At 64.1% G+C, this 11467-nt stretch carries 12 protein-coding genes; 3 read left to right on the top strand and 9 right to left on the bottom strand.

Annotation, left to right across the window (positions count from 1 at the left end; translation table 11 throughout):
* Window positions 1-292 precede the first annotated feature (292 nt).
* The 3 genes from OOZ51_RS20070 to OOZ51_RS20060 form a co-directional block, all read right to left on the bottom strand.
* Window positions 293-880, bottom strand: a complete 588-nt coding sequence (locus OOZ51_RS20070; RefSeq protein ID WP_265981569.1) for an adenylate kinase — start codon at window positions 878-880, stop codon at window positions 293-295.
* Window positions 881-946: 66 nt separating this feature from the next.
* On the bottom strand, window positions 947-2470 hold the full coding sequence (exaC, locus tag OOZ51_RS20065) for an acetaldehyde dehydrogenase ExaC (protein ID WP_265981567.1): 1524 nt from the start codon (window positions 2468-2470) through the stop codon (window positions 947-949).
* 113 nt (window positions 2471-2583) lie between these two features.
* Entirely contained in the window at window positions 2584-2835 is a 252-nt protein-coding gene (locus OOZ51_RS20060; RefSeq protein ID WP_265981566.1) for a CapA family protein, read from the bottom strand.
* A gap of 109 nt (window positions 2836-2944) precedes the next feature.
* On the opposite strand from OOZ51_RS20060, the gene OOZ51_RS20055 reads away from it, so the two are divergent.
* Window positions 2945-3238, top strand: a complete 294-nt coding sequence (locus OOZ51_RS20055; RefSeq protein WP_323054816.1) for a hotdog fold thioesterase — start codon at window positions 2945-2947, stop codon at window positions 3236-3238.
* 427 nt (window positions 3239-3665) lie between these two features.
* Here OOZ51_RS20055 and OOZ51_RS20050 read toward each other — a convergent pair whose 3' ends face one another.
* The 6 genes from OOZ51_RS20050 to OOZ51_RS20025 all read right to left on the bottom strand — a co-directional run bounded on the left by OOZ51_RS20050 (window position 3666) and on the right by OOZ51_RS20025 (window position 9562).
* On the bottom strand, window positions 3666-4424 hold the full coding sequence (locus OOZ51_RS20050) for an alpha/beta hydrolase (protein WP_265981565.1): 759 nt from the start codon (window positions 4422-4424) through the stop codon (window positions 3666-3668).
* A gap of 205 nt (window positions 4425-4629) precedes the next feature.
* Window positions 4630-5082 (bottom strand): hypothetical protein, encoded by a 453-nt coding sequence (locus OOZ51_RS20045; RefSeq protein WP_265981563.1) that lies wholly within the window; start codon window positions 5080-5082, stop codon window positions 4630-4632.
* A gap of 554 nt (window positions 5083-5636) precedes the next feature.
* On the bottom strand, window positions 5637-6038 hold the full coding sequence (locus OOZ51_RS20040; RefSeq protein WP_265981561.1) for a (R)-mandelonitrile lyase: 402 nt from the start codon (window positions 6036-6038) through the stop codon (window positions 5637-5639).
* A gap of 67 nt (window positions 6039-6105) precedes the next feature.
* Window positions 6106-7122, bottom strand: coding sequence for an aldo/keto reductase (locus tag OOZ51_RS20035; RefSeq protein ID WP_265981560.1), 1017 nt, complete (start codon window positions 7120-7122; stop codon window positions 6106-6108).
* 20 nt (window positions 7123-7142) lie between these two features.
* Window positions 7143-8027, bottom strand: a complete 885-nt coding sequence (locus tag OOZ51_RS20030; protein WP_265981559.1) for an aldo/keto reductase — start codon at window positions 8025-8027, stop codon at window positions 7143-7145.
* A gap of 83 nt (window positions 8028-8110) precedes the next feature.
* Window positions 8111-9562, bottom strand: a complete 1452-nt coding sequence (locus tag OOZ51_RS20025) for an MFS transporter (protein ID WP_265981558.1) — start codon at window positions 9560-9562, stop codon at window positions 8111-8113.
* 102 nt (window positions 9563-9664) lie between these two features.
* On the opposite strand from OOZ51_RS20025, the gene OOZ51_RS20020 reads away from it, so the two are divergent.
* Together OOZ51_RS20020 and OOZ51_RS22435 are read left to right on the top strand one after the other, a co-directional pair.
* Window positions 9665-10546, top strand: coding sequence for a helix-turn-helix transcriptional regulator (locus OOZ51_RS20020; RefSeq protein ID WP_265981557.1), 882 nt, complete (start codon window positions 9665-9667; stop codon window positions 10544-10546).
* A gap of 377 nt (window positions 10547-10923) precedes the next feature.
* Window positions 10924-11391 (top strand): ANTAR domain-containing protein, encoded by a 468-nt coding sequence (locus OOZ51_RS22435; protein WP_323054815.1) that lies wholly within the window; start codon window positions 10924-10926, stop codon window positions 11389-11391.
* Window positions 11392-11467 lie beyond the last annotated feature (76 nt).

Raw genomic sequence — 11467 nt, 5'->3', positions numbered from 1 at the left:
GAATCGCTGAAGAAGTAAGCCCCTCACCGGGCCACCCACGGCACCAAACCACCACGCAAAGGCGGCGGTCCCCTCCCGGGAACCGCCGCCTTTGTCATGAAACCCGCCGTCGCAAGAATGTGCCGTGGTCCCGGACGTCGTCATCGCCAACCAGAACGATGAAGCCGGCTCACCTAGGACTTTCCAGATCGTCGTTGTATACGCCGAAGGTGGTCGCCCCCGCCGGATTCCGCTACTGGGATCCGACATGGGCGACCACCTTGCGGGACCACCGGTGCCCGCGGTTCCAGGACTAGTGTCCGCTTACGACGGAGACTTCGAGGGGACTGTCGATGGTGCTCATCACTCTGTCTGTGACATCCTCGATCCCGCCGAGGCCATCAACCTTTTTCAGGATGCCGCGCTCGGCATACTTGGCCACCACGGCTTCGGTCTGCTCGTGGTAAAGATCCAGCCTGTGGCGGATAACGGCTTCGTTGTCGTCGCTGCGGCCCGTCTCCTTGGCGCGGCCCAGCAGACGGTGGACCAGTTCGTCGTCCTCGGCGGTCAGCTGCAGGACAACGTCCAGCAGTTGCCCGCCCCTCGCCAAGACCTCGTCCAGGTAATCAACTTGCGCCGTGGTGCGGGGGTAACCATCCAATAGGAAGCCGTTCTCGACGTCGTCCTGACAGAGGCGGCTTCGCACCATCTCGTTGGTGACGCTGTCGGGGACAAAGTCACCGGCGTCCATGTACTTCTTGGCTTCGATGCCAAGGGGCGTCCCGCCCTTCACATTGGCGCGGAAGATGTCGCCGGTGGAGATCGCAACGACGCCGAGGCGTTCGGAGATCCGTTCCGCCTGCGTACCTTTGCCGGAACCGGGCGGCCCAATTATCAGCATTCTCATCATTCAAGTAGCCTTTCGTCGTGTAGTTGTTGAAAGCTTGCTGTGCTCGTCGCTCAGGCTCTAGAAGAAGCCGAGCTTGTTTTCGGAGTGACTGACCAGGAGGTTCTTGGTTTGCTGGTAGTGGTCCAGCATCATGGCGTGGTTTTCGCGTCCGATGCCGGAGGACTTGTATCCGCCGAACGCGGCACCGGCCGGGTAGGCGTGGTAGTTGTTGACCCAGACGCGGCCGGCCTGGATTTCCCGGCCTGCCCGGTAGGCGACGTTCCCGTTGCGGGACCATACGCCGGCCCCGAGTCCGTAAAGGGTGTCGTTGGCGATGCCGATCGCGTCGTTGTAGTCGCTGAACTTCGTCACGGAAACCACCGGGCCGAAGATCTCCTCTTGGAAGATCCGCATCCGGTTGTGGCCCTCGAAGATGGTGGGCTGGACGTAGAAACCGCCGGCAAGGTCGCCGTCAAGCTCGGTCGGTGCGCCGCCTGCCAGGATCTTGGCGCCCTCTCCGAGCCCGATGTCGATATAGGAGAGGATCTTCTCCATCTGGCCTACCGATGCCTGGGCACCGATTTGGGTGTTGGTGTCCAGCGGGTTGCCCTGGATGATCTTCTGCGTCCTGGCCACAGCGTCTGCCATGAAGGAGTCGTAGATGCCTTCCTGGACCAGGGCGCGCGACGGGCTGCTGCAGACTTCACCCTGGTTGAAGGCATACAGGGTGAAACCCTCCAGGGCCTTGTCGTAGAAGGCATCGTCGGATTCGGCGACGTCGTTGAAGAAGATGTTCGGGCTCTTGCCACCGAGCTCCAGCGTGACTGGGATCAGGTTGGCGCTAGCGTATTGGCTGATCAGGCGCCCGGTGGAGGTCTCGCCTGTGAACGCGATCTTCCGGATCCGCGGGCTGGATGCGAGCGGCTTTCCCACCTCAGACCCGAAGCCGTTGACGATGTTCAGAAGGCCGGCTGGCAGCAGGTCCGCGATGAGTTCGGCCAGGACCAGGATGGAGGCCGGGGTGTTGGAGGCGGGCTTCAAGACCACCGCGTTCCCAGCGGCCAGGGCGGGGGCCAGCTTCCACACGGCCATCAGGATGGGGAAGTTCCACGGAATGATCTGTCCCACCACGCCCAGCGGTTCGTGGAAGTGGTAGGCGGTGGTGTCCTCGTCCAGCTGGGACAGCCGGCCTTCCTGGGCGCGGACGGCGCTGGCGAAGTAGCGGAAGTGGTCCGCCGCGAGCGGGATGTCCGCGTTGAGGGTTTCGCGGATGGGCTTGCCGTTGTCCCAGGTTTCAGCGACGGCCAGCATTTCGAGGTTGGCATCGATCCGGTCTGCGATCTTGTTCAGCACCGCAGCGCGCTCAGTGGCTGACGTCTTGCCCCACGCCGGGGCGACCTTGTGCGCGGCATCGAGTGCGAGTTCAACGTCCGCCGCGGCGCCGCGGGCCACCTCGGTGAATTGCTTGCCGTTCACGGGGGAGACGTTCTCGATGTATTGGCCAGTAGTTGGAGCCACCCATTGGCCGCCGATCCAGTTCTCGTACCGATCCTTGAACTGGACCTTGGATCCTTCTTGGCCGGGCTGTACATAAACAGTCATGGTCACTCCTCTGGGAAACAGACGTCTTCGTCCTGGCCCCCATGCTAGGGGTTCAGAGGTTGCGACCAGGCTGCAATGGGGCAGGTTGAGCTGGCTGGGCGACTGCATATCAGTCAGAACAGAGTGACCGTGTTCCGGCCCACGATATCGAAGCCTGCCTCGGCCACCGCGGTGAGCTCCTCCGGGTCCGCGGGAGGTGCGGGGACATCGGTGCTGGATTGGATCTTGGTGTACGAGTGGGGGACCTCGATGTGGCCGATGCTGACATCCGCCGCGCGGAGGACCTCCGCCGTGGGGGAGAAGAAGGAGGCAGAGTCCGGCTCGTCGAGGACGAGGTCGCCGACGGCAGCGATCGTGATGGTCATGGTGCCACCTTCTCTTAGTAGGTCTGAAGAGGCGCTTCGGCTTCATCGGGGGGCAGGAAGCGGTTCTCGACGTTCCGCCGGACGCTGAGCGCGCACCGCTCCAGATACGATTCGCCCTGAAATACTTAACAGCCACGGAATTGTGCACGGCGGTTACCTCTTTTTGCTTGCCGATACCGCTCTTGCCTACCGCTGCGCCTCGCTCGGCCGGCTCTCGGTGACCCGTAATGCTGAGATTGCGTTCGTGGCTGCAGCCCAAGGGGGCGTGGGTCTCGTGGCCAATGCAGTGATCCGCGCTACCTACGGACGCAACTCAATCTGCGACATCAGCATCACAAACGAAAAGGGAGAGCTGCTTGCGGAGTTCCGGGGCAATGGGTCGATAGTGACGGCGCCAAAATGAGACCTGACCCCGCACGAGTGCCGCGGGGGCTTCCCGGAAATCGCGGGCATTCATCGCGTACGTGTTTCGATCTGGGACTTGACTAGAAGCGACGCCTTCTGGAGTGAGGTCTCCAACCAGTCTCTCGGCGCGGAGCGGTGCTCGGTGTTGCTCAAAGGCTTTTACAAGGGGCTGCGCACTATGTGCACAGTCTGGCCGCCGGGGCTCTTGTACCTCTCGTCCCCGCCGCCTCTTTTGCATCCTCAACGGCAGGCATCTACGGCGATGGGGGTGGGTCAGGGCGGTCCAGGCGCGCAGACGCAGGTCGCCGTCGTCGGTATTCCCGTCGTCGGACGTCGTCGGTGAAGCGCCCAAGGGGCTGGGACACGGCAGGGCAGTGGGGGAAGCGGGTCCGGCTGTGCAAGACGCGTCCTGAGGACACAGTGAGTCAATGCGGCTGGGGCACTGGAAGGTCTTCGAGGAGCACGTCCGCGACGATCTCCGGGATGTTGTGCGGCACGAAATGGTCAGAGTCCACGTCCCGGACATCCGCGACAGCTTCTCGGGCCCATACCCGCTGCTGCTCGCCGTTCAGATCGTCTCGATTCCCGAGCAGGATCGTTGTAGGGATGTGTTCCCAAGCGGCAGCGGGGATCGGGTCGGAAAGGGTCCGCCTCGTGACGGCGCGCAACGGGTTCGTTGCGTAGTGCTCCCAGACCTCTGGCCGGAAGTCCCTTCCCTCCTTCCACGCATCGTTGAGGACGAACCGGTCCTGATCGTCCCAGACCATGATTGGACTGCCATCGAAAATGCCGCCGTCTCGGGGGTCAGGATGAATCTTCTGCGGCACGGAGGAGACGTACACCAGCCTTGCGACGTTCGCTTCGCCTTCTGCGGCGACTCCGATCACGTCGGCTCCGTAAGACCAACCGGCCACACAGGTGGGCGGAGCGCTCGAGCGGATTGCGGCTTTCACTTCCTCGACGTCGTCGAGGAATCCCGCATCAGGGAGCCGGTGCGAAGGGAGGTCCGGCACCAGTACTCCAACACCCCTGTCCTCAAGCCGGCGCTGGACCCATTGCCAGTCGCCGGGACGGCCCCACATCCCGTGTACGAGGACGACGCTGCGCGGAGTGGAAGGCCGGGACGCATCCATGGTCAGAAGATAGCCCTGCCCGATACCGCTGGCAAGAGGTTGCGCTGACAAACGAGGGTTCGAGCGCGAGGGCCCAGTTGTTGATGGGTTGGTTCAAAGCAAGGCTTACGATCCGACCCGGCAACGGGCTTCCCAGTCGCCGGGCGGTATAGGTGGTCGCATGACCAGGGATACCCCCTGACGGATGTCGCGAGGCTGCCGCCATGATGTTGCCGGGTTGGAGATGGAGTAGGCTGCTGAGGCTTTGGCCCCTGAGTCAGGGGGCGGAGGGGTCCTCATAATTGACGCCTATCGACCGCCCGCGCGCGAAGTGGGCGTTGGCGATTTCACTGAGGTCCCGGCTGTTCTTCTCTGGGTTGGTCAGCCGGATCCACTCGTAGTCCCATTCCTGCATGTCCCGTATGTGGCGGTCCTGTTTGGCGGCGCGCATCTGGTCCGCGAGATCGTCACTGACGAGGGCCGGCCCAGGTGATGCCCTGACCGGTTGGGGCTTGGGCGGACGGGCAGGCTTGGGCGGGCGCACCTTGGCCGGACGGGGCGGGGCCGCAGCGACGCGGACGAGTGCCACGGTCAGTGCAACCACACCGAGAGCGATCAGGAGAACCCACCAGTACTGGATGAGGAGCCCGATCACGATGAGCGCGAGGACGGGGCCACATCCGACTGCGCCGGCGCCCGCGCTACTTGATCGACGACGTTTGGTTGCCATGATGCAGGATCCCACCTGGTGCCGACAATTTGTAGGGGCAGAAGTGCTCGAGGGCCAGGGAACTTGATTTCACGTTCTGCTTCATCGGTGGCGAGCCCTCGCATTTTCGACGGTTTGGGGCCGCTGAATTCTTGCGCGTCGGCCCGACGTGACGGGAACGGGCAGTCTCTTCACTTGTGGGTCCCCCGTGGAGTTGTCGAACGTGAACGTCACTTTCGCATGGTGCCCGAGACATGTCATGCGTATCTATTACTCGACTTGGGGGAACCCTCTTGGAGACCATGGGATCAGTACTCAGATCGAGTAGGCCTGCCCACGATTGTCCAAGGGGCCAGACAGCGAAAGGCATGGAGTCATGGCGATTCTTTACCGAGGCTTCAGCTCTCGACTCGAGAGAAAATCGCGCTGCCCGATAGCCGGCCCTCCACGGATGTCATACGAGTTTCTCCAGAGTTTCCTTGCTATCCAGTGAGAACTCCTCCGGCCAGTCCCGGCACCAAGGCCGATCACCAAGGCAGGTTCGGGAGTCCCGACTCGCTACAGAAGTCCTGACACTAGCGACCGTTGTATTCGTCGTCTGTGATGTGCTCGCGCCAGGTGGTGGTCTTGGAAGGGTCCTCGCCGTGCTGAAGCATGGCGATGTGTTCCATGAAGCAGCCGGGGGCAGCAGCGTGCCAATGCTCCTCACCCGGTGGAGTGTAGAGCGTCTGGCCCGGATGGACCTCGATGATCTTGCCGTCTCGGGTACCGAAGCGGCCGACCCCCTGGGTGACGCGTAGGTACTGGCCGTGCTTGTGGGAGTGCCAGGCGGTGCGGGCACCGGGAGCGAAGCGAACGGTCGCGACGACCATGGTCTGGTCGCTCTCATGGGGCAGTGCGATCGGGTCGAGCCAGACGTCGCCGGCGAACTGGGCCGGCGGGTTCTTCGTGGTCGGCGCAGTGGGTTCGATATTCATGGTCTTCCTTACTTCTTTTCTTCGTCGAAGAGTTGTTTGGCGCTTACCGCCGGTGCGGTTACGGCTGTCACCGTCGCCTTGCCAATGGTGTCAGTTCGTGGGCTCCGTAGCTGTTGTCCTCGGGGTTGACGGTGACACCGGGTGCGACGAGCTGGTCGATGCGGTCAAGCACGTCGGTGCTCAGTGTGATGTCCGCGGCAGGCAGGTAGGACTCGAGTTGTTCCATGGTGCGTGGTCCGACGATGGCGGCCGTGACGCCCGGGTGGTTGATCACGAACGCGATGGCCAGCTCGATGAGCGTCAGTCCGTTTTGTTCGGCGAGCTGGGCGAGTTCCTCGACGAGGTCGAGCTTGCGCTGGTTGGCCGGGCTGCTCATATCGAACCGGGCGTTCGGACGGGCTGAGGAGGTGGGTGTGGAGGCGGAGTCTTTGCGCCAGCGCCCGGAGAGCCAACCGCCGCTGAGCGGACTGTATGTGAGGGTGCCTATGCCGTGGCGTTGGACCGTGGGGAGGATGTCTTCTTCGATGCTTCGGACCAGGATCGAATACGGCGGCTGCTCGGTGACGAACCGTTCCAGGTTCCGTTCCCGGGATGCCCACTGGGCTTCGACGATCTGGGATCCGGAGTACGACGAGGAGCCGATGTAACGGACTTCGCCCTGGCGGACGAGGTCGGTGAGCGCGCCGAGGGTCTCTTCGACGTCGGTATCGGGGCTGGGCCGGTGGACCTGGTAGATGTCGATGTAGTCGGTGTTGAGCCGGCGAAGGGAGTTTTCGACCTCGCGGATGATCCAGCGCCGGGATCCGCCGCGCTGGTTGGGCTCCTCGTTCATGGGCATGAAGAACTTCGTGGCAAGGAACACGTCATCTCGGCGCCCGTCCAGCGCCTGCCCGACGATTTCCTCGGATGCCCCGCCGGAGTAGACGTCGGCGGTGTCAATGAAGTTGATGCCCGCGTCGAGGGCTCGGTGGATGATGCGGATGGAATCGGCGGTGTCGTTGTTGCCCCAGGGGCCGAACATCATCGCACCGAGGCATAAGGGGCTGACCTGCACTCCGGTGCGGCCGAGGGGGCGGTATTCCATAGTGGTCCCTTCTCTCTGTCTTAGGCTTCGGGGATGACCATGGCGAAGCGTTCCTCGCGGGCTTCGTCAGGGTCCGGACCGTTGCGCACGCCCGTGTCGAGCGCGTCGATGGCGGCGAGTTCGTTGGCACTGAGTTCGAAGTCGAAGACGTCGAAGTTCTCGGCGATGCGGGCAGGGTTGGTCGATTTCGGGATGGCTGAGCGGCCCTGCTGCAGGTGCCACCGCAGCATGACCTGGGCCGGACTCTTGCCATGGGCCCGTGCGATGGTGGCGATTGCCGGGTCTTCCATGACGTTCCGCCGCTCCTGGCCGCCCCATCCTGGGTAGAAGGTGATCCCTCCGATCGGCGACCAGGCCTGGGTGAGGATCCCGTGTTCGGCGTCGGCTGCCTGGACGGCGGGCTGGGTGAAGTAGGGGTGCAGTTCGATCTGGTTCACGGCCGGGACGACGTCGGTCGAGTCGAGCAGTTGCCTCAGGTGGTGCGGCATGAAGTTGCTGACGCCGATCGCCCGCACGCGCCCGTCGGCGAGCAGGGTTTCCAGCGCTTTGTATGCGGCGATGGTTTTCTCGAACCGGTCGGGTGCGGGCTGGTGCAGGATGAGCAGGTCCAGGTAGTCGACGCCGAGCTTGCCCATCGCCTTTTCCCAGGCATGCAGGGTCTGGTCGTAGCCGTAGTCACTGACCCAGACCTTGGTCTCGATGAACACCTCCGCCCGATCCAGGCCCGAGCGGTGGATGCCCTCACCGACCTCCCGCTCGTTGCCGTACGCGGCGGCGGTGTCGATGTGCCGGTAGCCGGCGGCAAGCGCGGCCTCGACAGCCGCCGTCGTTTGTTCCGGGGCGCTTTGGAAGACGCCCAGGCCCAGGGCAGGCATTGTGACGCCGTTATTGAGAGTTAGTTCCATGTCCATGCCTTTCACGGTATGCAGATGTGCGGGGTTGTGGGAGTGCACGTCAGTACCCCCTTTAAAGTGGGTGGTCGGGAGGTTCAGCGGGCGGCTTCGAGCTGCGGCGCCGGGACGGGCTCCCGCGGTGTCCTGGTGCGGCGGGCCGCCAGATCCGCGGGAAGGATGAGGGCCGCCGTGACGGCCAGGGCCAGGAGCAGGAGAATGCTGCCTGTCGTGAGGGCGAGGCTGACCTGGGCGGCCAGGTGCGCGACGGCGGAACCGGTGGTCGGGACGGTCCCTGCCGCCGCGACCGCGATGCCAAGCCCGAGGCAGGTGCCGACCTGGTGGAAGGTGTTCACAAGGCCCGACGCCGCGCCGGCGTCGGACGCGGGGGCGCCGATGATGCCGAGGGAGGTCAGGGGCGCAAACCCGAGACCCTGGCCGGCCCCAATGAGGACCATCGGCAGGGCAACCCCGGTCAGGTATGCGGAGTCGACACCGACCCTGCTGAGCCAGAACATCCCGGCAAGAGTGACCAGGATGCCGGCCACGAGCGGAATGGAACCCGGCAACCTGCCCATGAGCCGCGGGATGCTCATCGCGACGGCGAAGTTCACTGCGGTCATGGGCAGGAATCCGAGGCCGGCCTGCAGGGGGTCGAAGCCGAGCACTTCCTGCAGGAACTGGGTGGTGAAGAAGAAAAACCCGATCATCGCGCCCAGGTACAGGAAGCGGGCGACGTAGGCGCCGGTTCGGCGGCGGCTCGCGAACAACCGCAGCGGCATGATCGGCTGGGCCGCCGTGCGCTCGATCAGCACGAACAGGACCAGGAGCACGACGCCGGCACTGACGGCTGTGACCGTAACCGGCGAGTTCCAGCCGGCGTCGACGGTGTTGATGATGCCGAACACGAGAGCGCCGACACCCACCGTGGCGCTGAGCGCGCCGAAAACGTCGAAGCGGCCGTGGGCCCGGCCTGATTCCGGGATGAACCGCGGCGCGAGTGCGATCATCGCGGCGCCGATGGGCACGTTGACGAAGAACCCGGCACGCCAGGAGATCCAGTGGGCCAGCGCCCCGCCGATGACGAGTCCCAGGCTGGCACCGATCCCTGCGGTGGCGCCGTACAAGGCCACCGCCCGGGTGCGCTCACGGCCCTCCGGGAAGCTCGCGGTGAGCAGGGAGAGTGAGGCGGGCGCGACGATCGCCGCCCCGACACCCTGCACGGCGCGGCCGGCGATCGCCCACCAGCCCGCTGGGGCCAGTCCGATCAGCAGCGAGGCGATCGAGAACACCACCAGCCCGAACACGAAAACCCGCCGGCGGCCGAGCAGGTCTCCTGCCCGGGCTCCGAGGAGCAGCAGGCCTCCGAAGACCAGCGTGTAGGCATCCTGAACCCAGGAGAGCTCCCCGGTGCTCAGCTGCAGATCTGCCTGCAGGCTCGGCAGGGCAGTGAAGATGACCGAGTTGTCCAGCAGGATCATGAAGTAGCTGACGAGGATGATCGCCAGGATCGCTCCCGGGTGGGAAGCTGTTGCGGGTTCAGGTTTCATGCTTTCAATGCAACCTTGATTCCTGACGGGCCGGGAGTCACGGCCGTTCCGGGTAACGCCAGTGCCTCCCTCGTCCCATCGACCGCGCGTAGCGTGGATGCCATGACACACAGCGACGACGTGCGGAAGTTCCTGACCTCCCGCCGAGCAAGGATCACGCCGGATGAGGCCGGGCTGCCGGTCTACGGCGGCAACCGGCGGGTTACCGGGCTGCGCCGCGAGGAAGTCGCGATGCTCGCCGGGATGAGCATCGACTACTACATACGCCTTGAGCGGGGAAACCTCTCCGGTGCCTCGGACAGTGTCCTCGAAGCCCTCGGGCGTGCATTGAAGCTCGACGACGCCGAAACGGCCCACCTCTTTGACCTGGCCCGCGCCGCCACCGCCTCCCCCCGGGTTCGGCGCAAGCACAGCCCGCAGACAGTGCGGCCGAGCGTGCAACGCGTCATCGATGCGATCACGGCCGCCCCCGCCTGGGTCCGCAACGACCGCGGGGATGTCCTCGCCTCCAACGAATTGGGCCGTGCCCTCTATCTGGACATGATGGTAGAGGGGCCCACTCCGCCGAACAGTGCGCGCTTCACCTTCCTGAACCCGAAAGCGCGGGCGTTCTTCGCCGACTGGGAACGCGCAGCGGATGACATCGTCGCAGTCCTGCGCTCTACAGCCGGTAAAAACCCGTACGACAAGGACCTCACGGATCTGATCGGTGAACTCTCCACCCGCAGCGAAGAGTTCCGTACCCGGTGGGCCCGTCACGACGTGAAATACCACCGCGCCGGCCGCAAGCGCCTCCACCACCCGATCGTCGGCGACCTGGACTTGAGCTTTGAAGCGCTGGAACTCCCCGCAGACCCGGGATTGCGCATCAACGTCTACACAGCAGACCCCGGGACACCCTCCGAGGACGCCCTGAAAGTCCTCGCCAGCTGGGCCGCCACCCAGCGCGACACCACACAAATAGCGGTCAAAGAGAAAAAATGAACGACCGTCCCACCACGGTCCTCATCGTCGGCGCCACCGGCAGCATAGGCCACTCGAGTGCCAACCGGGGCACGGTAAGTAGGCGCTACTCGTGTTTGTGCCCGAGGCTAAGGAATACCCTGTTCCGGCTGGGGGCGCGTCATTTCGACTCAAGCTGTTCTGGTGGGCGCAGAGAACGCTTCTGAATTCCTTGCCGGGCTGTCTAAGCTCGCTGCGGCTTCGATTTCTGAAGCTTCCGGCGACGAGATCGAATGCGCAGTCACCGTAAAAGTCAGACGCCGGCCCCTTACTGCCGCCGGCAGCAGCACACACGCCGTGGAGCTTGACCGGCTTGAGCAGGCTCTCGGTGACGGCCCCGCATCGAGGCACTCCGCGAGATGTCCCCTGTGATCATCGACGACGGTTCGACCGATCTGCGCTGGCCGGAGCTCACCAAGAAATTCGCGGAGATGGGCGTTCACGGCTCGTTGGGAGTTCCCATGGAAATCAGCGATGACGCCAGTGCCGCGCTGAACTTTTTCGCATCCAAGCCAGGCGCGTTCACCCCGAATGTCTACGACAAGGCCGTGGGCTTTGCAGCCGCTGCCCACAACATTCTCCACCTGTCTGTGCGAATCGACTCCGCCCACAACCGGGCGGAGGACCTGGAGTCAGCCATGCAACGCAGGACCGCCATCGACCTGGCCTGCGGTGTCATCATGGCGCAAAACAAATGCTCACAGGCCGAAGCGATGGAAATCCTCACCAGGGTCTCCAGCAACCGCAACCGCAAACTACGGGATGTAGCCACCGAACTGATCGAACAGCTCTCCGGCAACAGCGTCCAGACCCACTTCGAAGCGTAGGAACAGCCACACCCGCTAAGCGCCTCGGTCCTGCTTATGACCATCCGGGCGTTTCCCGGTTGAGGCTGTGTGCGAG

The sequence above is a fragment of the Arthrobacter rhizophilus genome, from assembly GCF_026241105.1.
In the GTDB taxonomy this organism is placed as follows: Bacteria; Actinomycetota; Actinomycetes; order Actinomycetales; family Micrococcaceae; genus Arthrobacter.
The sequence above is the reverse complement of the archived record's forward strand: the minus strand, read 5'-3'. Positions and strand labels throughout refer to the sequence as shown.